This is a genomic window from Synechococcus sp. MVIR-18-1 (genome assembly GCF_014279835.1).
Lineage (GTDB): Bacteria > Cyanobacteriota > Cyanobacteriia > PCC-6307 > Cyanobiaceae > Synechococcus_C.
In genome coordinates this window covers 2,363,272-2,386,960 of sequence record NZ_CP047942.1, presented here as the reverse complement: position 1 = coordinate 2,386,960, position 23,689 = coordinate 2,363,272, and the positions used below count along the sequence as shown (strand labels likewise).

Annotated in this window: 20 protein-coding genes; 4 read left to right on the top strand and 16 right to left on the bottom strand. The window is 55.0% G+C overall.

Features of this window, described 5'->3' with window-relative positions; genetic code table 11:
• Positions 1–9 precede the first annotated feature (9 nt).
• The 3 genes from SynMVIR181_RS12835 to queC are packed head-to-tail and all read right to left on the bottom strand — an operon-like array spanning position 10 to position 2,893.
• On the bottom strand, positions 10–876 hold the full coding sequence (locus tag SynMVIR181_RS12835) for an aminotransferase class IV (protein ID WP_186589501.1): 867 nt from the start codon (positions 874–876) through the stop codon (positions 10–12).
• Positions 873–2,216 carry an anthranilate synthase component I family protein gene (locus SynMVIR181_RS12830; RefSeq protein ID WP_186589500.1) on the bottom strand — a complete coding sequence of 448 codons (1,344 nt, stop codon included), beginning with the start codon at positions 2,214–2,216 and terminating at the stop codon, positions 873–875. Before SynMVIR181_RS12830 ends, SynMVIR181_RS12835 begins: the two co-directional genes overlap by 4 nt.
• Positions 2,213–2,893: a 7-cyano-7-deazaguanine synthase QueC gene (queC, locus tag SynMVIR181_RS12825; protein WP_186589499.1), complete on the bottom strand. Its 681-nt coding sequence runs from the start codon at positions 2,891–2,893 to the stop codon at positions 2,213–2,215. Before queC ends, SynMVIR181_RS12830 begins: the two co-directional genes overlap by 4 nt.
• 31 nt (positions 2,894–2,924) lie before the next feature.
• Between queC and SynMVIR181_RS12820 the strand changes: the two genes are divergently transcribed.
• Complete coding sequence (locus SynMVIR181_RS12820; protein WP_186589498.1) at positions 2,925–3,446, top strand: ecotin family protein; 522 nt, start codon at positions 2,925–2,927, stop codon at positions 3,444–3,446.
• 3 nt (positions 3,447–3,449) lie between these two features.
• On the opposite strand, the gene SynMVIR181_RS12815 is transcribed toward SynMVIR181_RS12820, so the two are convergent.
• The 7 genes from SynMVIR181_RS12815 to SynMVIR181_RS12785 all read right to left on the bottom strand — a co-directional run bounded on the left by SynMVIR181_RS12815 (position 3,450) and on the right by SynMVIR181_RS12785 (position 15,608).
• Complete coding sequence (locus SynMVIR181_RS12815; protein WP_186589497.1) at positions 3,450–4,709, bottom strand: HlyD family secretion protein; 1,260 nt, start codon at positions 4,707–4,709, stop codon at positions 3,450–3,452.
• Between the two features lie 2 nt (positions 4,710–4,711).
• Positions 4,712–7,660, bottom strand: coding sequence for a peptidase domain-containing ABC transporter (locus SynMVIR181_RS12810; protein ID WP_186590691.1), 2,949 nt, complete (start codon positions 7,658–7,660; stop codon positions 4,712–4,714).
• Positions 7,661–7,674: 14 nt separating this feature from the next.
• Entirely contained in the window at positions 7,675–8,424 is a 750-nt protein-coding gene (locus tag SynMVIR181_RS12805; protein WP_186589496.1) for a peptidylprolyl isomerase, read from the bottom strand.
• A gap of 215 nt (positions 8,425–8,639) precedes the next feature.
• Complete coding sequence (locus tag SynMVIR181_RS12800) at positions 8,640–8,828, bottom strand: hypothetical protein (protein WP_186589495.1); 189 nt, start codon at positions 8,826–8,828, stop codon at positions 8,640–8,642.
• 293 nt (positions 8,829–9,121) lie between these two features.
• A complete protein-coding gene (locus tag SynMVIR181_RS12795) occupies positions 9,122–13,213 on the bottom strand; it encodes a S8 family serine peptidase (RefSeq protein WP_186589494.1) in 4,092 nt (1,363 codons plus the stop codon).
• 116 nt (positions 13,214–13,329) lie between these two features.
• Positions 13,330–13,938: a 7-carboxy-7-deazaguanine synthase QueE gene (locus SynMVIR181_RS12790; RefSeq protein ID WP_186589493.1), complete on the bottom strand. Its 609-nt coding sequence runs from the start codon at positions 13,936–13,938 to the stop codon at positions 13,330–13,332.
• On the bottom strand, positions 13,935–15,608 hold the full coding sequence (locus SynMVIR181_RS12785) for a CTP synthase (protein ID WP_186589492.1): 1,674 nt from the start codon (positions 15,606–15,608) through the stop codon (positions 13,935–13,937). The genes SynMVIR181_RS12790 and SynMVIR181_RS12785 overlap by 4 nt, the downstream gene beginning before the upstream one ends.
• A gap of 53 nt (positions 15,609–15,661) precedes the next feature.
• Here SynMVIR181_RS12785 and SynMVIR181_RS12780 point away from each other — a divergent pair, with 53 nt between their 5' ends.
• On the top strand, positions 15,662–16,396 hold the full coding sequence (locus tag SynMVIR181_RS12780) for an SDR family NAD(P)-dependent oxidoreductase (protein ID WP_186589491.1): 735 nt from the start codon (positions 15,662–15,664) through the stop codon (positions 16,394–16,396).
• A gap of 3 nt (positions 16,397–16,399) precedes the next feature.
• Here the strand turns inward: SynMVIR181_RS12780 and SynMVIR181_RS13385 are convergent, their stop codons facing one another.
• The 4 genes from SynMVIR181_RS13385 to gcvT all read right to left on the bottom strand — a co-directional run bounded on the left by SynMVIR181_RS13385 (position 16,400) and on the right by gcvT (position 20,793).
• Positions 16,400–16,531: a hypothetical protein gene (locus SynMVIR181_RS13385; RefSeq protein WP_255444322.1), complete on the bottom strand. Its 132-nt coding sequence runs from the start codon at positions 16,529–16,531 to the stop codon at positions 16,400–16,402.
• A gap of 29 nt (positions 16,532–16,560) precedes the next feature.
• Positions 16,561–17,691 carry an RNA polymerase sigma factor, RpoD/SigA family gene (locus SynMVIR181_RS12770; RefSeq protein ID WP_186589490.1) on the bottom strand — a complete coding sequence of 377 codons (1,131 nt, stop codon included), beginning with the start codon at positions 17,689–17,691 and terminating at the stop codon, positions 16,561–16,563.
• 93 nt (positions 17,692–17,784) lie between these two features.
• On the bottom strand, positions 17,785–19,620 hold the full coding sequence (aspS, locus tag SynMVIR181_RS12765) for an aspartate--tRNA ligase (RefSeq protein ID WP_186590690.1): 1,836 nt from the start codon (positions 19,618–19,620) through the stop codon (positions 17,785–17,787).
• A 63-nt stretch (positions 19,621–19,683) separates the two neighbouring features.
• The gene (gene gcvT, locus SynMVIR181_RS12760) at positions 19,684–20,793 is read right to left on the bottom strand and encodes a glycine cleavage system aminomethyltransferase GcvT (protein WP_186589489.1); all 1,110 of its coding nucleotides are present in this window, start codon (positions 20,791–20,793) and stop codon (positions 19,684–19,686) included.
• A 152-nt stretch (positions 20,794–20,945) separates the two neighbouring features.
• Here gcvT and SynMVIR181_RS12755 point away from each other — a divergent pair, with 152 nt between their 5' ends.
• Entirely contained in the window at positions 20,946–21,206 is a 261-nt protein-coding gene (locus SynMVIR181_RS12755; RefSeq protein ID WP_255444321.1) for a hypothetical protein, read from the top strand.
• Between the two features lie 187 nt (positions 21,207–21,393).
• Here the strand turns inward: SynMVIR181_RS12755 and speB are convergent, their stop codons facing one another.
• Complete coding sequence (speB, locus tag SynMVIR181_RS12750) at positions 21,394–22,272, bottom strand: agmatinase (protein WP_186589488.1); 879 nt, start codon at positions 22,270–22,272, stop codon at positions 21,394–21,396.
• Positions 22,269–23,132: a polyamine aminopropyltransferase gene (speE, locus tag SynMVIR181_RS12745; protein ID WP_186589487.1), complete on the bottom strand. Its 864-nt coding sequence runs from the start codon at positions 23,130–23,132 to the stop codon at positions 22,269–22,271. Before speE ends, speB begins: the two co-directional genes overlap by 4 nt.
• 122 nt (positions 23,133–23,254) lie before the next feature.
• On the opposite strand from speE, the gene arfB reads away from it, so the two are divergent.
• Positions 23,255–23,689 carry an alternative ribosome rescue aminoacyl-tRNA hydrolase ArfB gene (gene arfB / locus SynMVIR181_RS12740; protein WP_186517105.1) on the top strand — a complete coding sequence of 145 codons (435 nt, stop codon included), beginning with the start codon at positions 23,255–23,257 and terminating at the stop codon, positions 23,687–23,689.

Genomic DNA, 23,689 nt, shown 5'->3' with positions numbered 1-23,689 from the left:
CTGTTGCGCTCAGGGTGGCAATGAAATTTCAGAATGAGATGGCAATAAAGATCTCCAAAGGGTTTCTCCATTCCCCCTGTTCGTGAGTGGTTCGCCATTCACTTGGCTGATCGTCCGGCAGCCAAGACTGTTGATTAATAACCATTGATCACCAGGTTGCGGTTCGGCTGAAAGCGACTGCTCTTGCATCAGTCCCTGCTTGAGGGCTTGGCCCCGCATCACTCCTGGCAGGCAGCCATCGCTTAAAGGGGGTGTGAGCCATTGGCCATGGCGTTGCACAACAAGATTGGCGCTGCTCCCGCAGCACAAAGTGCCATTGGTGCTGAGCATCAATCCATCATCAGCTCCCTTTTGCTGAGCCTCCCGGCGCACTTGAATGGCCTGCCCATAGGAAAAGGTTTTGCATCGGCTCATCAGGCTGGAGGCATGCCGATATTCATGACAACTGATCCATGTGCGCACCGACTCAAATGTTGGCGTATGGGTTTGCAACGTCAGCCAAAAGCGATGCCTGGAGGGGTCGGCAGAGTGGTGATCAAGTCCAATTCCTCGCTTGCTTCCATCGCCTCGACTCCAGTTCAGGCGCATGGCCCCGTACCTCTGCGCGATTCCAAGTCGTTCGATTGCTTCTTGAATCAATGGATCCAACCAGGACCTTTTGGGCGGTGCTGCCATTCCCAACAGCTCACAACCTTGCTCCCATCGACGCAGATGTGCGTCTAACAGGCAGGGACGGTTGTGATGAAGGAGGACCGTTTCGAATAGTCCATCGGCGAGCTGCAGTCCCCGGTCGCTGAGTGGCAGCTTCAGCTCTGCAGGCTGCCCCCACGTGCCGTTGATCCAGGCGATGGAGTGTTGTGGCTCAGATGCTGTCATTCCAGTGCCTCTAAAAGTGGCAGCAATTTCCAGTCCAGTTCGTCGGCTTCTGCCTGAGGATCCGAGTCGGCAACGATTCCGCAGCCTGCATGTACCCGAAGCTCATTGTTTTTACGCAGAACGGTGCGAATCAAAATATTGCTGTCAAAACGCCCATCCCAGTTCAACGTGAGCAAGGAGCCGCAGTAGGGACCTCGACCTTTGGGCTCTAATTCCTGAAGCCTTTGGCACGCTCTCAGTTTTGGTGCACCACTGATCGACCCACCAGGCCAGCTCGCTTCCAGCAGATCCACCCAGTTCAGTCCATCCCTGAGTTGGCCGTTCACGACTGAGGTCAGGTGGTGGACCCTGGCGTAGCTTTCGAGATGGACCAGTTGAGGAACATCGACGCTGCCAGGCACGCAGACCCTGCCAAGGTCATTGCGCAGCAAGTCGACGATCATTACGTTTTCGGCACGGTCTTTTGCACTGCAAACCAATGCTGCGGCTTGATCGGCATCCCGTTCTGGATCGGACTCTCGAGGGCGTGTTCCCTTGATCGGTCTTGTTTGAACAGCACCAGTGGGCATCACTTCCATGAAGCGCTCCGGCGATGTGGATAGGAGTGCTTCGCCAGTGGCATCCCCGCTGGCAACGACGAGACCCGCAAAGGGTGCCGGGCAAGCTCGACGCAAGCGCCGAAAGAGCTCCAGATTATTGATCGATTCCGGCAAGGTTGTGCTGGTGCAGCTGGTGAGATTGGCTTGAAAGAGGTCTCCCATCGCGATCAGCTCACGGATTCGCTCGACGCCCTTGGCATAGGCCTGCCTGTCGCTGTGACGGACCCAAGCTGTGTGAAGGGGTTGGGGATTGGGGAGTGCGTCGGGGGTTTGATTGCATCGTGCACTCACCCCTTGAATCCATCGCTCCATTGCGGCATGGCGCTTGGCATCAAGGCCTTCAATCCAAACCTCTCGTTGTTGGAGGTCAAAGCGCAGAACGGGGTCGTGGCGCCCGATCCAAAGGCTCGCCATGGCATCGCTTCGCCAGGCGTTTGTGGGTTCGAGCCAGGCGGCGGCGTCGTAACTCAGCCAGCCTGTCCAGTGCCCCGGATCGAGCGAGCGCAGAGCTTCAAACGGATTGGTGGCTCCCACCTCACCGGGCAATCCCCGGCAACAACGTTGCTCGAGAGGGTCAGCTGCCAAGGTGAGCCAACGGCCTAGGTCGCTGGCATCCCCGTCCAACCAAATCAAGCCCGCTTCTCCATGCTCTTGGGCGAGCGCTTGGGCGACTGAATCCGGTTCGATCCAAGGATGCTTGCTGCGAATCAGTGTTTGGGGACTGGCTTGATTGGAGGTCATCGACGGCCTGGGCTGCACAGGTCCGGCCGTCCTGCGGCGAGCAGCGCTTCATCACGGATTCGGCAGCTGTCGCACACACCACAGGGCACGTCTCCGCCGCGATAGCAACTCCAGGTGCGTTCGATGGGAACCCCTAGATGTAGTGCTTCCTCTGCAATTTTTTGTTTACTCCACTCCACAAGTGGTGCCCATAGCGTTGGACCATGGCCTTCTCGTCCAACGCGGCTGCTGAGGTTTGCAAGATTCTGAAAGGCCTTCAGATAATCGGGCCGGCAGTCGGGATAGCCCGAGTAATCCACGGCGTTGACGCCCAGCACGAGTCGATCGGCACCTCGCGCCTCGGCGAGGCTGAGTCCGATCGCAATGAACACAGTGTTTCGCCCTGGGACATAGGTGTTCGGAATCATGCCCGCCTCAACGCCGCTGGTGGGAAGGGTTTGGGCGTGATCGGTGAGTGAGGAGCCTCCCCACATCGCCAAATCCACGTGGATGGTGTGATGTTCTGCCAGGTTCAGAGCCTTGGCGATGTCCGCGGCGGCCTCAAGCTCACGCCGATGGCGCTGGCCGTAATCAAAGGAGAGGCCGATCACACGGAAGCCAGACTGGATGGCGAGCGCAGCAGCCGTTGCGGAATCAAGCCCTCCCGAGAGCAGGGCAATCGCGGTGGAATCGGTCATGCTTGCATTCTGTTGCCGTAGGGGTAAGACCATGGGTCTGGGATTCTTGAGGCTGGCACTGCCGCTGTTGATGGTTGCTGCTTCAGCGCCTGCTGTTGCGATTCCCCGTCTTGACTTGAGTGGTTACCCAGCACCCAAGCAAGGCTTGAAACGTTGGGTGATTCAGCCCTCGGGCTTGCTGCCGAAGAGCGACGACGCAATGATTTCGGCCCATCCACTCGATTGGCGCGTCCAGTTGATCGTGGGGAAGGAGGTGGAGAGGGACTGCAATGTCAAACGCTTGTCGGGTCCATCTTTATCGATGCAGCGACTGCCTAAAGCTTCTGGAAAGGCTCTGTTTGAAGTGAGTGGGCCCGTGCTTGTGCTGAGTACGCGCATGGCTTGTACTCAAGAACAACCCCAAGGCAGATCCTTTTTATCCCTTGGTAAGCAGCCCTATTTGATTCCTTACAACGCCTCTTGGCCGGTTGTGGTGGATCTGCCAGACGGGGTGGAGTTGCGCTGGCGAGTTTGGAAAGCGGAGACCAAGCAGCAAGAAGCTGTGCAGCTTTGATGGTTAGAGCTCTCTAAGGGAATCGGTTTTGTTCTGAAAGGTATTTAGGAGTAACTGCAAGTAACTCACGCTGCGTAATTTAATATTAGCTGTGAGAGACATCCCTACTTGTAATGGCAACCTTTTGCCGTTTTTGATTTTGAGTTGTTGGCTGTCTAGTTTGATGACGGCGGGGAATGAATATCCCTGACGCATTTGTTGTTGATCTGGTGGGAGAGCATCGGATCCAACCGATTGGACCGTCCCTTCTAAGACTCCAAAATCACTGGCGGGAAAGGAGTCAATGCTGATGTCGGCTGGTTGACCAATGCGCACAAAACCAATTTTGTTGCTTGGGATTTCCACATCAGCTTCCAAGGTGTTGAATGGCACCACCTTTAACGCCGCTTGAGATGATTGGGCTTGCGTGATGTAACCGGGGTTGTTTAGTTTCAGGTCAAAAACAATGCCACTGACAGGGGCTCGAAGGGTTTGATTCTTATTGGTGACCTTTACTTCTGTGAGGTTGGCATTGAGTTGAGCGCGTTCGCTGCGTAGCCCAGCCAGTTCAGCATTGAGTTGTTCAATCTGCTGGTTGATCTGATTGATTTGGCGTTTGCCTTCAAGTTCCAACTTGATTAAATCTCCCTTGAGGCCAGCCACTTTGTTGCGTTGCTGCAGGTATTGGATATCAGGTATGCCACCTTCTTTGGCTAGTCCTTCCAGTCTGTTAAGGATTTGAGTTTCAAGTCTTAAATTCTCGCGGGTTGTTGCCAGCTGTTCGCGATTCAGTTCGAATGTGCGTTCGCGCTCCAGGTTTTTAAGCGATAGCTGTGCTTGTTTTTGATTGATTTGGGATGTTTTTTCGATCACACCTTGTTCCAGTGATTTGAGCTGTTCGGCCGTGCTCTCCTGATCCAGCAAAATCAAAGCCTGGCCTTCACTCACTTGCTCCCCGTTTTTGACCAGGATCTCCTCCACTACGGCCCCCCCTGGGACGCGAACCTCTTTGACGTTTCCCACCGGCTCGAGTTTTCCTGTGGCAACCACCACCTCTTCTGTGCGGGCAATGCCGAGCCAAGCCACTCCAAAGACGGTGGTACCGATCAATCCCCAGGTCACCGCTTTCACCCAAACCTGACTTTGCTGGAGCACGGCTTCATTGTGATCGCTTGTGCTGACAGTGCTTTCCAGCCTGTTTTGGGCTTGGCGCACCAGATTGCCGATCGGATTGGTGCCCGTGTTGCTGCTTGTGGAAGGCTGTTTCTTGTTTGGCGTGGTCATGCTCAGCTGGCCTCCTGTTGGCGATAAAGGGCGTAGTACCGGCCTCGTTTTTCCATCAAGGCATCGTGAGTCCCTTGTTCAACAACGGCTCCCTGATGCATCACAACAATCCGGTCTGCCCGGCGCACGGTGGATAGGCGATGGGTGATGAAAAACACGCTGCAGTCATGCAACGCCTGGATCAAGTTGTCGCAAACTTTGCGCTCGGTTTCGTAATCCAAAGCGCTGGTGGCTTCATCCATCACGAGAAGTTTTGGATTGGCGAGCAGGGTTCTGGCGATCGCGATCCGTTGCCTTTGTCCGCCGCTAAGAGACGCTCCCCGTTCACCAACTGGCGTTGAATAACCGCTGGGCAGCTCCATGATGAAGTCATGGGCGCAGGCGATCTTCGCTGCCGTCACGATCGCGTCGGCTCCCACGTCAGGCTGGGTGAGGGCAATGTTTTCACTCACACTGCCTGAAAAGAGAAGCGGATCCTGGGGCACGATGCCAATTTGGCGCCTGAGGGAATAGAGCTCCACCTTGTCGATGTCGTAGCCATCGATCAGGATCCGGCCTTGATCCGGGGCATAGAGCCTGGGGAGCAATTTCATCAAGGTGCTTTTTCCGCTACCGCTCTGACCCACGATTCCCACGAAGGTTCCAGCCTTCACATGCAGGTCCACGTCTTTGAGAACGGTTGGTGAGCCTTTGCTGAAGGCAAAGCTGAGGTTTTCAAAGCTCACGTCTCCTTGGAGGGAGGGGAGAGGCACTTTGGCCTTATCGAGTTCGTTGGATTCCTGAGGCGTATCGATTACATCGGCGAGACGTTCGAAGCTCACCTTCAGCTCTTGGATGCTCTGCCAGATGGTGGAAAGGCGTAAGAGTGGCTGGGTCACGTAACCGGAAATGATCCGGAAGGCGATCAATTGCCCCAGGGTGAGGTCGCCAGAGAGAACCAAGGTGGCACCCACCCAAAGCACGAGCAGCTGAGAGATTTTCTGCAGCACCTGGGAGGTCTGACTCAAAGCCGTGCCGCTGATGGTTTTCTCAAAGGTGCTGCTGATGTATTCGGCGTAGCGCTCTTGCCAGGTGTACCGGCTCACCATTTCCACGTTCTGACTCTTCACCGTTTGGATGCCAGTAAGCACCTCAACTAAGTGGCTTTGTGTTTTGGCGTTGGCTTCTGCCGCTTTTCGATATTGACGCCGGAACAGCGGTGCGCCAAGCAGGGTGAGCCCCACCTGAATGGGCAGCACGGCGAGGGCGATAAGGGTGAGCACCCAGCTGTAAAACAGCATCACCACGATGTAGATCACCGAAAAAGCGGCATCAAGAATCGTGGTGAGGGCTTGGCCAGTGAGGAAGTTACGGATCTTCTCCAGCTCGCTGATCCTTGAGCCCAGTTCGCCAACGGGGCGCTTGTCGAAATAGCCAAGCGGCAAGCGCAGCAGGTGATCGATCACCTCTGCGCCCAAACGCTGGTCGATGCGGTTGGTGGTTTCAGCGAAGAGGAAGGTTTTGAGGCTTCCAAGCACTCCTTCAAGAATGGTGACTGCCACGAGGGCAATGCCCAGCACTTGAAGGGTGTCGAGGCTGCGCTGATTGATCACCTTGTCGATGATCACTTGGATCAACAAGGGATTCGCGAGTGTGAACAGCTGAATGACGAAGCTGGCTGCCAGCACTTGGATCAGAACGCTGCGGTAGCGCTTCAGAGCAGGCCAGAACCACCCCGGGCCGAAGTTCTGCTCAGGCGTGGTGTTGGTGCGATCAAGCAGTAATAGCTCGATTCCCTCTGGGAAGGTCTCGTCGAGTGTTGCGGTTGGAAGGTCTACGAATCCCTGGCTCGGTGAGGCGAGCATGATTCCGCGTTCATCGCTGCGGGTCACCAGCGCGAAGCCTCCCTGCCAAGGAATCATCGTGGGAGTTTGTAGGCGGGTTCCGAAACGCGCAGGCACCTGGGCACCCGAAACATGCAAGCCAAGACCTGCTGCGATTTGGCCGCATAAGCGCAGGGTTGGGGTTTGGCCACGCCTTAATTGATCGCGTAGCACCTTCTCAATGGCGTCACGCCGGAATGGCAGCTTCATCAGCTTGGCCAGCATCTGGAAGCAGGCGAGGGTTTCCTGCAATGCCCCCTCTCCGCCCACGAAGAAGTTCTGATCGTCCTCTTGCTCGCTGTTGAAGCGGCTGACGGGAGGTCGTAGTGGGGCCTTTGGGATCTCTGCTTCTTTTGCATCGTCTACGGAGGTGTTGCCAATGATTTCTGTTTTGACGACCTCCGCAGCGTCTGTTTGCCTGAGTGCATGGATGGCTGCATTAGGCAGCGCGATCACTCTCAAAGGACGTTGCTGTTTTTCAGGTGCTAATGCAGCGACCTGTTCTGCGCTTGTGAGCTCCTGGCCGAGTGCGGCATCACTGGTATTCGAGGGTTCTCCTGCGAGGAAGAGGCATTGATTGGCTTCCAGTGCTTGTTGCACTGCAGCAGCGTCGGCGGCATCGAATATCTGCGCTTGGGGCAGCAGGTCTTCAATCCAGCTGTTCAGCGATCGCGTTTGTTTGGGGGTTTGATCCAGGAGGATTTGCAGTAGGGATGCCAGCTCGGCTGTCCAAAGATGGCCGAGGCATTCAGCCCGAATGGTTGGGTTGTTTTGCGCTAGATCCAAAAAGTCGTTGTCGCTCAGCCTGCGCACGACAAGCTCTGACGCTGCTCGCACGTCTTCGCAGGGAGAACCTCTTAAGAGAGAAGCCGCTCCAACCAGTTCTCCTGCATGCAGTTTGGACAGGGTGCTGAGACGACCATCTTGTTCACCCAGAAGGCGGGCTGTGCCGCGTTCGATCAACAGGACTTGGCCAGGAATAAAGCGTCCTTCACTTAGCGGTTGGCCTAGCTCATAGCGAAGAGGCTCTCCGCGTTCGAGGAAGATTTGCTTCAGGGCCTGCAGCCCATTGGATGAGGTTGAAGTCAGGAGAGGCAGGCTTGCTAAGGGGCATTCTCACGGTTGCAAACCGCTTTGACGAGATGGTTCGTTTCAGTTGTGATCCATTGCTCAAGAAGTTCGCTCGCCATCCGTTGTCGCATGGCGTCGTCAAAGCTGGCCTCCATGCGCTCTTCTAGGCGGGCCACCACCCACCACTGCTCAATGGCTAAGGGTTCGAGCACAACTCCAATGGGAGCGGTTCGTAGCAGCTGTTGAAGCTGGGGATGGGCTCGCGAGATCGGGGCGGGTCCCACCCTGCCGCCACTGCGTTGCTCAGGCCCTTCGCTGTAGTTGGTCGCCAGCTTCTCGAAGCTCGTTTCACCGGCCTCCAATTGGAGGTAAAGCTCATGGGCGATGCCTGAATCTTTCACCCTGAGGAGGCTGTAGGTGGCCTGATCTAATTCTTCTTTGCGTTGAAGGAATCGGGCTTCTGCTTTGGCGCCAAAAGAATCCAGTGCAAGTTTGCTGAGCTTGATGGGAAGACTGAGCTGAAGCAAGAGTTCGTCTTTGCTGATGCAGCGCTCTGATAACCAGTGATTAAGGGCTTCTTCGTTTCTGAGTTGGTTTTGTTGGCAATGGTTTGTGAGGGCTTGTTGAGTGAGTTCCGCTGGGGGAGTGATTTCTTTAGTGGATTCTTCTATGAGCAAGCGCTTCACAAATGGTCCTAAAAGATTGAGATGGCGTAAGAGTTCAATAGTATTAATGTCATGGCCTTTGAGATGGCTTATTAAGATTGAATTGTAATTCTTCATCCTTAGTAGTTTTTGTTTTTGAAATGTTGACCTTTTTGGTGAAATTATAGCAAGCGCTTCTTCATGATTGGTGCGAAAATCATACATATCTGTTGCATTGCGGCCTTTGTCCTTCTGAATGCGCAATCCTTTGGGGCAACAAAGCCAATAATCCTTGTCTTATAAAGCCTTCTCGTCACTCAGGATGCCATCAACTTGCTGTTGGATATATGTATTCACGCCAAGTGTTGTACTGCTTGCTTAGGGACGGCAAGGTGCCGTTTTTTGGATTGCGATAGTTTTGTTAAATCTTTTATGTTTAGCAGGGACATAATTACTTGTTTTAATTCTTTGTTATTAGTGGTCAACTCTGTATTTTTGGGTTTTGTTTCTTTGATTTGAAGCATAAGGGATTCAGCTTGCAAGCCTGGAAAAACTCGATCTTGCAAATTAATGAGAACCTGTTAAGGAACTTTCTGAATTTTAAAGTTGCTGCGCTTGTCTCTCCCACATTTGAATAGATTGAAACCATTGCCTGTATTCGTCGATCTTTGCCTTTAAGTCTGTATTTCAGTTAGGATAGGGGCAGATTTTAAGTCGTAGTTATTGATTTAAGCAACATATTGATTGTTGACGCTACTATCTCTGTAATTGCGCCTGGCCGTCCTTTTGAGGATTGAGTGTAATCAACTCTTAGGACGCAAAAGGATAGTTTAAATTATAAGTATTGCGTAAGTGTGACCTGATCAACACCCCATGCCCAGCGAGCATTTTTGTTGACGAACTGGAGTGTGTTGGAGCCAGTGATCAGATCATTATTGGCAAGAGTGAAGGATTGAGATGTCAATGCGTTGTTACCGGTGAGATCAAGATGATCAATGAGATTGCCATTGAAGAGAATCTTGACTTCATCGTGAAAATCAATATCAAAGGCTTTAAGTCTGAGATTGATGTCCTTTGAGGTGTCAGTGAGATCAAAGGCAAAGGAGACTGAACCGTCTGAGTCTCTAAGACCATTCCAGTAGTTGCCGTACTTGGAGCTGGCAGCACCATCGACGTTGAGGACTTCATCAAAGGCGCCAGCGGTTTCAAGTGTGACCTGATCAACACCCCATGCCCAGCGAGCATTTTTGTTGACGAACTGGAGTGTGTTGGAGCCAGTGATCAGATCATTATTGGCAAGAGTGAAGGATTGAGATGTCAATGCGTTGTTACCGGTGAGATCAAGATGATCAATGAGATTGCCATTGAAGAGAATCTTGACTTCATCGTGAAAATCAATATCAAAGGCTTTAAGTCTGAGATTGATGTCCTTTGAGGTGTCAGTGAGATCAAAGGCAAAGGAGACTGAACCGTCTGAGTCTCTAAGACCATTCCAGTAGTTGCCGTACTTGGAGCTGGCAGCACCATCGACGTTGAGGACTTCATCAAAGGCGCCAGCGGTTTCAAGTGTGACCTGATCAACACCCCATGCCCAGCGAGCATTTTTGTTGACGAACTGGAGTGTGTTGGAGCCAGTGATCAGATCATTATTGGCAAGAGTGAAGGATTGAGATGTCAATGCGTTGTTACCGGTGAGATCAAGATGATCAATGAGATTGCCATTGAAGAGAATCTTGACTTCATCGTGAAAATCAATATCAAAGGCTTTAAGTCTGAGATTGATGTCCTTTGAGGTGTCAGTGAGATCAAAGGCAAAGGAGACTGAACCGTCTGAGTCTCTAAGACCATTCCAGTAGTTGCCGTACTTGGAGCTGGCAGCACCATCGACGTTGAGGACTTCATCAAAGGCGCCAGCGGTTTCAAGTGTGACCTGATCAACACCCCATGCCCAGCGAGCATTTTTGTTGACGAACTGGAGTGTGTTGGAGCCAGTGATCAGATCATTATTGGCAAGAGTGAAGGATTGAGATGTCAATGCGTTGTTACCGGTGAGATCAAGATGATCAATGAGATTGCCATTGAAGAGAATCTTGACTTCATCGTGAAAATCAATATCAAAGGCTTTAAGTCTGAGATTGATGTCCTTTGAGGTGTCAGTGAGATCAAAGGCAAAGGAGACTGAACCGTCTGAGTCTCTAAGACCATTCCAGTAGTTGCCGTACTTGGAGCTGGCAGCACCATCGACGTTGAGGACTTCATCAAAGGCGCCAGCGGTTTCAAGTGTGACCTGATCAACACCCCATGCCCAGCGAGCATTTTTGTTGACGAACTGGAGTGTGTTGGAGCCAGTGATCAGATCATTATTGGCAAGAGTGAAGGATTGAGATGTCAATGCGTTGTTACCGGTGAGATCAAGATGATCAATGAGATTGCCATTGAAGAGAATCTTGACTTCATCGTGAAAATCAATATCAAAGGCTTTAAGTCTGAGATTGATGTCCTTTGAGGTGTCAGTGAGATCAAAGGCAAAGGAGACTGAACCGTCTGAGTCTCTAAGACCATTCCAGTAGTTGCCGTACTTGGAGCTGGCAGCACCATCGACGTTGAGGACTTCATCAAAGGCGCCAGCGGTTTCAAGTGTGACCTGATCAACACCCCATGCCCAGCGAGCATTTTTGTTGACGAACTGGAGTGTGTTGGAGCCAGTGATCAGATCATTATTGGCAAGAGTGAAGGATTGAGATGTCAATGCGTTGTTACCGGTGAGATCAAGATGATCAATGAGATTGCCATTGAAGAGAATCTTGACTTCATCGTGAAAATCAATATCAAAGGCTTTAAGTCTGAGATTGATGTCCTTTGAGGTGTCAGTGAGATCAAAGGCAAAGGAGACTGAACCGTCTGAGTCTCTAAGACCATTCCAGTAGTTGCCGTACTTGGAGCTGGCAGCACCATCGACGTTGAGGACTTCATCATGCAGAGGAATTATGAAAATTTCATCAACAGCCCATTCATCCCAATTGCCACTGGAATGAGCTTTTTGGCGCCAGCGTAGTTGGGTGCTATCTGTTGCTAAATCAGCTGAAAGGTTGGCTGAATTGTTTCCCCAGCTGCGGGTGCCGCTACTGATATCAAAGCTTTTGAGGGTGGTCCAGCTGCTTCCATTGTTTGAATATTCAAGTACTACTTCTTCCCCGGAATCGACTTCTTCTCCTCCGTTGAAATCAGTTCCGTAAATCAGATCAAAGCTGATCGTGGCGCCTTGATCTAGATCAATTGTTTTTGTTGTTGCAGAACGGGTTCCTGAGCCTGTGAAAAATAGAGACTCGTTACGACCGGTGAAGTTGTTGTTAACAGTGCCAAGGCTGATGGATTTCCAGAAGCTTGCGATCTGGCCACCTGAGAAATCATCAAGTAAGCCTTCAGTCGGGGGCTTGATCGGAGCCGGTGGTGGTGTTGGCGGGCTTGGTGGTTGCCCATTGGATGCCAGCGCAAAAGGATCAGCCTCACCTGCCCAATTTGCTGTGACCATATCGCCTTCTTTCACGCCGCCCATCAAGAGCAGGCCAGCAACATGCGGTGCAGCCATTGATGTGCCGTTTAAGTTTGCTAGCTGACCGCCTTTGTAATAGGAGAGAACGCTGACGCCAGGCGCTGCAACGTCAACATCATCCCCCCCGCTTTGGTCATCCCAGTTTGAAAAGGATGCCATTTGGTACTGATTATCAACGGCTGATACGGTGTAAATGTTGGCATGATCGCCAGCACTTGCTGGTGAGTAGCCGTCTGCATCTGAGCCACTATTGCCAGCAGCAATTGAAAATTTGATTCCCTGGTTGGCAGCATTTTTGACGGCCGCATCCATGCCTGCGCTGTAACTACCTCCAAGACTCATGTTGATCACAACTTTGGACTTATCCAGTCCGTTGTTGTTAATCACTTGGGTGGCGTAGTTCACTGCATCAATGATCGTGCTGTAGCTCGCACCTCCGCCTGCACTGTTAAACACCTTCAGTGAAATCACCTCGGCCCCAGGTGCGACCCCCACGACCCCTACACCGTTCGCCAATGCAGCAATCGTTCCGGCCACATGGGTTCCATGGCCATTCCCGTCGGTGAAGGCGGTTTCACCGCTGACCCAACTTTTTGACCATGTTTTGTTGACGTTTAAATCGCCTGTGGTGTCGAGGACACCCGAATCAATCACAAAGGCGTACGTCCCGCTTCCAGCGTTGCCTTTTGTGCTGATGTCGCTGCCTCCCCATACGGCCTTCACTCCGTAGGGAAGGATTTCTCCAGTGCTTGCTGATCCGTTGTTGTAAATCGGAAGAGCAGCCGCGTTGATTGAGTTCGCACGGAGTTCTTCTTCTCTAGAGGGATTGGTGTTTGTTTGGACGTAATACTGATCGAGCGAGACTGCCCGATCAATTTCTCTCCACCCTGGTGACGATCCGCTCTCGCTGAGCAATGAGCTTTCGGCTGCCGAATTGTTTGTTTCGGGGATGACCTCTACCGGTGGGGTGAGGGGCAGCGGACGGTCCGCTTCGATGCTGCGAATCGTTGGGATCGCTTCTAGGCGTTCGGCCTCTGCCGGTGAGATTGAAATCGTGAAGCCATTGATGGCCTCAAATAATTTGATCGGGCTCGCGTCAATATTTGCAGCTTTTAGGGCTGAACTGACGCGACTTTGCAACGAAGAATCGTTGTTGCTTTCTTCTAAGAATGCGTAATAAAGTTCATTGGTGCTGCTGTTAGTTGTCTGGCTTAACTGGCTCTCAAATGATCCGTTTAAAAATTGAGCATTATTAACAACATGGTCACTTTGATGCGTGCGCTGTCCCGTGAGTGGGTCGAAGAGGTCAAATAGAAATTGCATGTCCAGACCCCGCTTCCAGGCCTTGCTCTGCTTCTTCTCAGCGATAGCCAAAGCTCGGACTATTAGGCATGAGTAAATCCCCTCATGCGTGGACCATTCAGCGGAAAGGCGGAACGGTTACTAATTAATTGAGTTGTCCTGGTTTGTTTTCTTGAGCTACGAGCTCTTCAGCGAACCTTGAGCCATTTGTGGCTTTGCAGACTTAGGCGCCAGTTCGTGTTGGTTTTCGCGAATTCGATAGCGAGCTGCTGACCCGTTTCAGACTCCCAGCCAGGCTGAAGCAGCCAATGGGCCTGGGGCGCTTGTGCTGCAACCACCTCCGCAAACAGCAGATCGGCAGGCTCGTGCACCACAACCTTGAGCTCATGACACGCCTGCACCACCTCCGCCCTTGGAGGCTTATGGCGCTTGGGTGAAAGGGTGATCCAGTCGGGGGCACCGCTCAATTGGTCGACACCACTGGTTTCAAGATGCACCGGCTGGTCGCAGTTTGCGCGAATCGCAGCGGTAAGCGCAGCGAGGTTGTGGTGCAGCGGTTCACCACCGGTGATCACCACAAAGGCGGCTCCGGTTTTAGCGGCAGCCGTGGCTTCCGTTGCCAAGTCCATCACCAATCGCTTGGGATGGGAGTCTGCAGGCCATGAGTGCTTCGTGTCGCACCAGGTGCAACCCACAGTGCAGCCCGCCAGGCGGATGAAAAAGGCACTCCTGCCGGCGTGGATCCCTTCTCCTTGAAGAGAGTGAAAGGTCTCAACAACCGGTAAAGACTCGCTCAAGGCTGCAGGTTGCCATGACTGGATCCTGCCGCTGCATTGGTTTGCTGGCGCATCGCTTCGCTTGGGCTGGAGGGCAAGCGTTGTTGCGCCGCTTCGATCAGACCTCGGAATAGGGGATGGGGCCGGCCGGGTCTGGATAGGAATTCAGGGTGGTACTGGCAGGCGGTGAAAAAGGGATGTTCGGGGAGTTCGATCAGTTCCACCAAGCGGCCATCGGGGGAGCTTCCGCTGATTTCGTAGCCAGACTCGAGAAACAGGTTTCGGTAGGCGTTGTTGAATTCGAAGCGGTGGCGATGGCGCTCGTATACCACCTCTTCTCCATAAAGCCTTGACGCCAAGGTGTCTGCAGAGACCCGGCAGGGGTAGACGCCAAGGCGCATCGTGCCTCCCAGGTCAACAACGTCTTGTTGCTCAGGGAGGAGATGGATCACAGGATGGGTGGTTCCCGGCTCGAGCTCAGCGCTCGTGGCATCGGTAAGTCCTGCCAAATTGCGTGCCCACTCGATCACGGCGCATTGCATCCCAAGGCAAAGGCCAAGGAATGGCACGCGCTGCTCCCTTGCCCAGCGAATGGCGGCCACTTTGCCGTCCACTCCACGATTGCCGAATCCTCCTGGAACCACCACGGCATCCATGCCTTTGAGAAGGGGATCAGCTCCCTGGTTTTCGATTTCTTCGGCGCAGACCCAGTGCAGATCCAGGGAGGCATCCTGGGCTAAGCAGGCGTGGCGTAGGGCTTCTACGACGGACAGGTAGGCGTCATTCAGCTGGACGTACTTGCCCACTAATGCGACTTTGACCGCAGGACCAGGATTGCGGAGTTTGTGCACCAATTGCGCCCAATCCACCATGTCACTGTCGTGATCTTCGAGGTCCAGGACGTCGAGGACTTCACGGCACAGCCCTTCGTCTTCAAGCGTGAGCGGTACGGCGTAAATGCTGTCGGCGTCCAAGGAGGGGATCACCGCTCGCTGGGGAACCCCGCAGAAGCCTCCGATTTTGCGTTTGAGCTCATCGTTAATGTCGCGATCACTGCGACAGACGAGCAGATCTGGCTGGATTCCGATTGAGCGCAGCTCTTTCACTGAGTGCTGGGTTGGCTTGGTTTTCAGTTCTCCCGAGGTGCCGATAAACGGGAGCAGGGTCACGTGGATGTAGGCCAGATCTTGTCGTCCCACATCCCCTCGGAACTCGCGAATCGCTTCTAGAAACGGCAGCGATTCGATGTCACCAACGGTTCCGCCGATTTCGGTAATCACCACATCGGCATTGCTGTTGGCGGCCACACGGTGAATGCGGTCGCGGATTTCACCGGTGATATGGGGGATGACCTGCACGGTTCCGCCGTTGTAACTGCCGCGGCGTTCCTTATTAATGACGGATTGATAGATCGAGCCGGTGGTCACGCTGTTCAGGCGCGACATGGCGGTGTCGGTGAAGCGTTCGTAGTGGCCGAGATCGAGATCGGTTTCGGCACCGTCTTCGGTGACAAACACCTCACCATGTTGATACGGGCTCATGGTGCCTGGGTCCACATTCAGGTAGGGATCCAGCTTCAGGATTGAAACGCTGTAGCCCCGAGACTTCAGCAGGCGTCCGAGGCTCGCGGCCACAATCCCTTTGCCGATGCTGGAGACCACACCGCCGGTTACAAACACGAACTTGGCCATGGCTTGCTCGGCAACGTGTCAATTTACCGCTGTAGACCCTCACCCTGGTAGCCGTGCGCACTCTCTTGATTAGTGGTGCAAGCCGTGGGATTGGTCGTGCGGTCGCGGAACGCGCTCTTGCCGACGGCCACCGCCTCAGCCTTGGGCTTCGTGATCTGGAAGCCTTGAAGCAGACGCCCCTTGATCCCGACCGGGCTGGAAGCGAACGGGTGTTGCTATGTCCTTATGCCGCGGAGGACCCTGCGGCAGCCCAGGCTTGGGTCGAGGCCACCAATCAGCATTTCGGCGGCTTCGACAGCGTGATCCATAGCGCTGGGATCTTCAGCCGCGTGCCGCTCCTGTTTGAGCCCGGCGAAGAACAAGACATCGCTCACACCATCAATGTGAACCTGATGGGACCGTGGTGGCTCACGCGTGCCGCCTGGCCGCAGTTGGCATCCCACGGGGAAGGTCGCATTCAGGTTTTGGTTTCGATGAGCGGGAAGCGCAGCAAAGGTCGCCTGGCTGCCTACAGCGCTAGCAAATTTGCCCTGCTTGGTCTGTGCCAAACCATGCGCAACGAGGGTTGGGCTGCTGGAATTCGGGTGACGGCGATTTGTCCTGGTTGGGTGAATACGGATATGGCGGCTGCTGTGCGCAGCGGTTCGAGCGACCGCTGGCCAACGCAATCGATGGACGCTGAAGCGATGACCCAGCCCGAAGACATCGCTTCTATGAGCGCTGAACTGTTGAGACTTCCCAATCGGGCGGTCCCCTTTGAGCTTGCGGTCAGCTCCAGCCTGGAGTGATGCTTAGTTTTCGAGCAGGCTGCGCAGCATCCAGGCTGTTTTTTCGTGGATTTGGAGCCGTTGGCTGAGTGCAGCAGCGATCCCTTCCCGTTGTGCGCTGGTGATGCCGATGTCGATGGCGGAGTGACTAGCCATGGTTGATGGGAATTAAACGAGTGGTGGGTTTAAGAGTCCAGGGATTGGATGTAATCGCGGACCTTGCTCCGGCGCTGGGGCTGACGCAGTTTTAAAAGGGCACGGGTTTCGATCTGACGCACCCGTTCGCGGGAGAGGTTCATGTCTTCGCCGATTTGGGCGAGGGTTCGGGGGGTGTCGTCTTCGAGTCCAAAGCGACAGCGAATCACGGTGGCTTCCCTCGGGGTCAGCTCATCAAGCAAATGTTCGAGATCGTCATGGAGTGCATCGCGGGTCAGGGTTTGTTCTGGTGTGGCGTGTTCGTCTTCGAGGAGCTCCCCAAGCTGGGTCTCTTGATCCCGGCCCACCTTGGTTTCCAGAGAAACAGACCGTGGAACGCGAGCCAGGGTTTGACGCACCGTGTCTTCGCTGACGCTGAGCTCCCTCGCAAGATCTGACATCGAAGCAGTGCGCCCTTCATTGCTGGCGATCTCTTGCTGCACCCGTTTGATGCGGTTGAGCTTTTCGGTGATGTGGACGGGGAGGCGGATGGTGCGGCTTTGGGTGGCGATCGCCCGTGTGATCCCTTGGCGAATCCACCAGTAGGAGTAGGTGCTGAAGCGAAAGCCACGGGTGGAATCAAATTTTTCGACCGCCCGTTCGAGCCCCAAGGTGCCCTCTTGCACCAGATCCAGCAGTTCCATGCCTCGGTGCTGGTACTTCTTCGCGACGGCCACCACCAAGCGCAAATTGGCCTGGATCATCCGGTCACGAGCCTTTCGCCCTTCGCGGAGACGCCGCTGAAGCTCGCGGCTGTCGGAGTCAATCAGACCCGCCCAGGTTTCATAGCCCTTGGTGATGGCCTGGTTCAGTTCTTGTAAAGGGATCTCAGCGGCCCGTGCCCACTCCTGTCTGGTGGGCCAGTGAGAGAGATGGTTGGCCTCTCTCAACTGCAGTTCCTCCAGGCATAGCAACCGTTCGATCGCTGGATGCTCTTCGGCTAAGTGACGTTCTTCGCGCTTCAGGCGCTCGTATTGCTGTACGAGCCGCGACAACAACACCTCGTCTTCAGCGGTGAGCAGGTCCACCCGACCGATGTCCTGCAGGTAGAGACGCAACAGGTCATTGCCGCCGCTCCAGCGGATCGGGGCTGATCCCGTTGATGAGGAGCTGGCGGGCAAGGGACTGAGTATTCGATGAGATGTCTCAAGGGTCTCGGTTTAAGCCACATGGTCTGCAGAAACGTTGGTTTCTGTTCGGGTTTTGCGTTGCGACTAGTCAGTGTTCTCTGTCACGGGATCCACCCAGGTGCTGGCGACATGCAGATCGTCGAGCTGGCGCGCAGAGACACCAGCAGGTGCAGCAGTCATTAGGCAGCGTGCCTGCTGGGTTTTCGGGAAGGCGATCGTGTCGCGGATCGAGTCCTCTCCAGCGAGCAGCATGACCATTCGGTCCACACCAAAAGCCAGTCCACCGTGGGGAGGTGCTCCCATGTCGAGCGCATCGACCAAGAATCCGAACTGCTCTTGAGCTTCCTCCGGAGCAAGCCCGATGCTGTTCAGCACTTCTCGCTGCAGGGCGGAGTCGTGAATACGCAGGGAGCCCCCTCCTAGTTCCAAGCCGTTGAGCACTAGGTCGTAGGCCTGGGCGCGAGCTGTGGGAAGGGTTTTGGACCACTCCTCAGCCTTGTCGCCCAGGTCGGTGGTGTTCGGGGCGCAGAAGGGATGGTGCAGGGCTTCGAGCCGATTTTCGTCCTCGTTGAATTCGAACATCGGGAAATCGACGACCCACAGAAAATTCCACTGATCGTTGTCTCTGTCGGGCTTGACGAGCCCCATCTCTTTGGCGAGATATTGGCGCACGCGATCAAGAGCTTTGTTCACTGTTGCGGTGTCTCCAGCACCAAAGAGCAACAGGGTTCCGGGCTGAGCCCCGGTGCGCTGCAGCAGGGTTTGCTTCTGTTCTTCTGAGAGGTTGTCCTTGATCGCACCGATGGTGTCGATTTCGCCGCCCTCACGCACCCGGATGAAGGCCAGGCCACCGGCTCCTGCCGCTTGGGCTTCGCTAAACACGTCGCCACCGGGTTTGATGCGCACGTTGGATACAGCGTCATTGCCTCCTGCAACCGCAATGCACTTCACGGAGCCGCCGGACTTCACGGCTCCACTGAACACCTTGAAACCCATGTCTTTCACGATGTCGCTCACATTGGTGAGCTCCATGCCGTAACGGGTGTCGGGGCGATCCGTCCCGTAGCGATCCATCGCCTCGTGCCAGGTCAGGCGTGGAAACGGCAGTGGCAGGTCGATTCCCTTGACCGTTTTCCAAATCGCAGCAATCAAACGCTCATTGAGCTCGAGGATTTGCTCCTGGCCCATGAAGCTCATCTCCATGTCCAGTTGCGTGAACTCAGGCTGTCGATCTGCCCGCAGGTCCTCATCGCGGAAGCAGCGAGCCACTTGGTAATACCGCTCAATGCCGCCCACCATCAGCAGCTGCTTAAACAGCTGTGGGGACTGGGGAAGTGCGAACCATTCACCACCGCAAACGCGGCTTGGAAGGATGTAATCCCTGGCGCCTTCTGGTGTTGAGCGGGTTAGGACCGGAGTCTCAACTTCGATAAAGCCTTCGTCTTCAAGGAATCGACGCGCTGTCTGGATCGTTTTGGCACGCAAGCGCAAGTTGTCGCTCATGCGCTTACGGCGCAGATCTAAGAAGCGGTGGCGGAGGCGCAGTTCTTCGCGCGTGTTTTCCTCGTCATGGACCGACACTGGGAATGGAAGCGTGGCTTTCACGCTGTTGAGCACGTGGATGCTGCTCGCTAAAACTTCCACCGCACCGGTGGCAAGGCGGTCATTCAGCGACTCACCAGGACGGGCTCGCACCTTGCCCTGGACTTGCAAGACGGTTTCGCTACGCAGGTGTTCGGCGACGGCAAAAGCATCAGCGCCAAGGTCGGGATCCACGGTGATTTGAACCGTGCCGCTGCGGTCGCGCAGGTCGATAAAGATCACCCCGCCATGATCGCGGCGGCGATCCACCCAGCCGCAGAGCTGAACGGTTTCGTCGATGTGCGTGTCGCGCAGGTCGCCGCATCCGTTGCTGCGCATGGGGGTTTCGCTGGAGAGAGGCGAGTTTCCCACAGCCTGTGCCATGAGGCCCGTGCGCTCCGACTAGGAACGCCGATAAAAGGGGCGTTTCACCACGGTGGCTGGTTGTAGCTGCCCGCGGATTTCCACACTGAGCTCTGTACCGAGCTTGGCGAGGGCTGGCGGAAGGGAGGCGAGGGCAATGGGCTCTTGGAGCGTGGGAGACCAGCTGCCGCTTGTTACGACGCCCACGGTCGATCCGTTGTGGATGACGGGGTAATCGTGGCGGGCAATGGAACGGCCTTGAAGTTTCAATCCCACGAGACGCTTGGACGGTCCCTGTTCAGCGGCTTGCTCAAGGGCTTTCCTCCCGATAAAAGTGGCGGGCATTTCCAGATGCACCAGCCATCCCAAGCCCGCCTCAAAGGGTGTGGTGGCAGCGTCCATGTCTTGGCCATAGAGATGCATGGCTGCCTCCAGACGCAGGGTGTCGCGAGCGCCTAGGCCGCAAGGTGTCACACCCTCCTCGAGCAAGTGCTGCCATAGCTTGCGTCCGTCGTCTGCCTTGAGAAGCAACTCCACGCCATCTTCTCCCGTGTAGCCCGTGCGTCCTGTGAAGACTGGAGCTGTGAGCCCTTGAATGTTGAGACTGCAGTGGCCGAAGCGCGGCAGTTCGCTGAGATCGCTGCCACTTAATCGCTCCAGGAGGCCGATTGCCTTTGGCCCTTGGAGAGCGAGCAAGACGCCATCCTTCTTTTCGTCGAGGACCTGCAGATCAGTTCCTTCAAGATGTTGGCGAATCCAGGCGGTGTCGGTTTCTGCGCAAGCTGCATTGATCACAACCAGCAAGGTTTCGTGGCTCGCGTCCAGCAACGATGGCCCGAGGTCGTAAATGATTAAGTCATCAATGATTCCGCCTTGTTCATTCAGCAAGACCGAATAGCAGGCTTGGCCAGGACCGATTCGGTGCAGATCACTCGGAACAAGATGTTGCAAAGCATCTTTGGGATTGGCACCTTCAATCCGTAGAACTCCCATGTGGGAGATATCGAACATGCCGCTACCGGTGCGTACGGCCTTGTGTTCAGCCATCAGCCCTGAAAACTGGACGGGCATCTCCCATCCAGCGAACGACACCATTCGACCTCCAGCCGCGAGGCAGAGGTCATGGAGCGGTGTGAGGTTCTGATCCATGACCGAAGCGCTAGCGCCTAAATCCTATGAACCAATTTGCGCGTCCATAGGAATTCATCCTGGAATTGGAAGCAAAGCAGCAGATTGCGGCGGTTTTGTGGTCCGCTTTGGCAAGCGTCCTTAGCCTGATTTCACGTTTGCGCAGGTGTGATGTGACTCAGTCAAGTTGCCAATCCTGCGTGCATTGCACACCTCCTGCAGCAACAGGGTCTGGGTGGTGTCGCTTACGACGACTTTCTGTTCATGCGGAGTTGGCGAACCAGGTGTTTTGTCATCACTGGACGAGTCGTCCACCATCCCTTCCTGAGTTCAATCTTCAGGAGCCCTTATTGATCCCCTTGGATCGTCAGTTGGATCTTTGTGATTCGATGCAAACGTCTGATCAGGATGTCGAATTAAAAGTTCGGCTCTGAGGATTGAACTGGTTGGCTTGCAGCTCTTTGAAAATTTTTGAAATTTAGATTTAGGAATTAATAAATCCTGTCGTTTAGGTTCGTTCTTTTCATATTTTCTAGGTAGTTGCTGATTGCTGCATTGATTGTGAAGGCGAGGTGGATGTTCACGTACGCCTTGATCCCTGAGCTTTTGAAACGTGACCGACTAAGCCATCAACAGCAGCAGGCTGCGGGTGACTTTGGCGGCCAAGACGCTACTGATCCCACTCGGATCGAGTTGGGGAGCGAGTTCCACCACGTCTGCGCCCATGAGGCGGTGATGGCGTAGCTCGTTGATCACAGCTGCAAAATCGTTCCAAACAAATCCACCTGGTTCGGGGGTCCCTGTCCCGGGCATCACGGCAGGGTCAAACCAGTCGAGGTCCACCGTGAGGTAGATCGGCCGTCCCCTGAGCTCGCTCATGCGATTCGGAATGTCTTGCACTGAAATCAGGCGTCCGCTGCTCTGGAGCTCTTTGAATTCATCACGGGTGCCGCTGCGGATCGCAATCTGCATGAGCTGCTTGCTGGGAAGCACCTCCAAACAGCGGCGCATGGCACAGGCGTGGCTGTGACGGGCCCCAAGCCACTCATGCCGTAAGTCGGCATGGGCATCGAGTTGCACCAGTACGAGATCGGGGTGCTGTTTCGCCACAGCTGCAACCGCACCAGAACTGATGGAATGCTCACCGCCAAGCATCAGCGGTTTCATGCCTGCAGCAAGCACGGTGCTGGTGGCATGGCACACGGCATCCACAACGGGCTCTGGATCGCCGTAGGGAATCTCAACAGCTCCAATGTCGGCGTATGCGAGGTCTTCGAGGTCTCGATCCAGCTGGGGGCAGTAGGTCTCAAGACCTGTGCTCACCTCACGAATTGCGGCTGGGCCAAATCGAGTGCCAGGGCGGAATGAGGTGGTGCCGTCATAGGGAACGCCAAATAAGGCCACTCGGCATCCGCTTGGATTGCGCCGTGCTCCCATGAAAATGGCGCCTTCGTCGTCAAACAGGCTCTGATCAATCGTTTGGGTTGTTGGATTGGTCATGGATTGAGTTCCCGTTCAATGAAGGCTGGAATGGTGTTGAAGGCTCCTTGCTGCCAGCGGGGACTCCAGATCGCACAGCCTTCGGCCACGGCTGCGGCGCGCTCGCTTTGAACAGTGAAATAGCGGGGCCCATCCTTGGCTGCAAAGGTCCAGCTCCACCAACCACTTGGATACATCGGGACCCAGCCATAGAGAGGATCAGCGTGGCCAAATAGCTCGCGAATGAGCTTCACCATGTCGATGTGCACTTGGCGGAAGGCTTCGGGTGATTCGCTTTGAGTGGCAAACACCCCCCCCGGCTTGAGGATGCGGCAACAGTTGCTGAAGAAGGCTCGGTTGAACAGGCCTTCGGCGGGCCCTGTGGGATCGGATCCATCCACTAAAACAACGTCGTAAGAGGCGTCTTCGGCTTCAGCGGCCCAGGCGATTCCATCACCTACATGCAGGTGAAAGCGGGGGTCGTTCCAGCACCCGCCACCGATTGAAGGCAGGTGCTCTTGGCTGAGATCTACAACCCGGCCGTCGATCTCCACCAGGTCGAGGTGCATTACCCCTGGGTGGCGCAGGCATTCGCGGGCGGTTCCGCCATCACCGCCGCCGATCACCAGCACGCGCTCGATGGCCTCGGCTGTGCAGAGCGCAGGATGCACTAAGGATTCGTGGTAATGGCGTTCCTGGTGCTCAGCGGTCATCCAGCAGCCGTCTAGCAGGAGTCCCTTCCCGTAGCGCTGGCTATCGATCACGGTGATGCGCTGAAACGGGCTGGTTTCGTCCACCAGCACGCGGCCTTCCAGGCCATAACGCACGCCGTTGTGGTGTTCATCGATCCAGTTGCCACTGGTTTCAGGTGCAGTGGTCATGGCGGGGCGCTGGACGTTCGCTCTATCCAGCTAAAACCAGCACCGGTTGGATGGCGTGATGCCAAGGTCAGGGGTGTCAATCGCTCGTTCAGCGATGGATGCACTGAAGGAGTGCTGGATCGATGCCCCAGGATCTCACCGTGAATGCTCGCCTGGTGATCCCCTCGAGGGAGCTTCAATGGCGATTTTCCCGCGCCTCAGGTCCAGGTGGGCAGGGGGTTAACACCACGGATTCTCGGGTTGAGCTGGTGTTTGATCTGGCGAATTCGGCGGTGCTGGGCCCCTTTCGCCGACAACGGCTGATGGAGGTGCTGGCATCGCGATTAGCGGATGGCTGCGTGCGTGTGGTGGCTGCAGAGGAGCGCTCTCAGTGGCAAAACCGCCAGCGAGCGATGGCTCGATTGGCTGATTTATTGCGAGAAGGCTTGAAGCCACCGCCTCCACAGCGCCGAGCTACGCGTCCAGGTCGAGGTGCCGTGAAGCGACGCCTTGAGGCCAAGGGGCGTCGCAGTCAGATCAAAAAAAATCGCCAACAGCGTCCGTCATTGGACGATTGA

Bases quoted from the DNA above. Each gene is read 5' to 3' on its own strand.
- SynMVIR181_RS12835 (WP_186589501.1), bottom strand. From the start codon at position 876: ATGACAGCATCTGAGCCACAACACTCCATCGCCTGGATCAACGGCACG.
- SynMVIR181_RS12830 (WP_186589500.1), bottom strand. From the start codon at position 2,216: ATGACCTCCAATCAAGCCAGTCCCCAAACACTGATTCGCAGCAAGCAT.
- queC (WP_186589499.1), bottom strand. From the start codon at position 2,893: ATGACCGATTCCACCGCGATTGCCCTGCTCTCGGGAGGGCTTGATTCC.
- SynMVIR181_RS12820 (WP_186589498.1), top strand. From the start codon at position 2,925: ATGGGTCTGGGATTCTTGAGGCTGGCACTGCCGCTGTTGATGGTTGCT.
- SynMVIR181_RS12815 (WP_186589497.1), bottom strand. From the start codon at position 4,709: ATGACCACGCCAAACAAGAAACAGCCTTCCACAAGCAGCAACACGGGC.
- SynMVIR181_RS12805 (WP_186589496.1), bottom strand. From the start codon at position 8,424: ATGAAGAATTACAATTCAATCTTAATAAGCCATCTCAAAGGCCATGAC.
- SynMVIR181_RS12785 (WP_186589492.1), bottom strand. From the start codon at position 15,608: ATGGCCAAGTTCGTGTTTGTAACCGGCGGTGTGGTCTCCAGCATCGGC.
- SynMVIR181_RS13385 (WP_255444322.1), bottom strand. From the start codon at position 16,531: ATGGCTAGTCACTCCGCCATCGACATCGGCATCACCAGCGCACAACGG.
- aspS (WP_186590690.1), bottom strand. From the start codon at position 19,620: ATGCGCAGCAACGGATGCGGCGACCTGCGCGACACGCACATCGACGAA.
- gcvT (WP_186589489.1), bottom strand. From the start codon at position 20,793: ATGGATCAGAACCTCACACCGCTCCATGACCTCTGCCTCGCGGCTGGA.
- speB (WP_186589488.1), bottom strand. From the start codon at position 22,272: ATGACCAATCCAACAACCCAAACGATTGATCAGAGCCTGTTTGACGAC.
- speE (WP_186589487.1), bottom strand. From the start codon at position 23,132: ATGACCACTGCACCTGAAACCAGTGGCAACTGGATCGATGAACACCAC.
- arfB (WP_186517105.1), top strand. From the start codon at position 23,255: ATGCCCCAGGATCTCACCGTGAATGCTCGCCTGGTGATCCCCTCGAGG.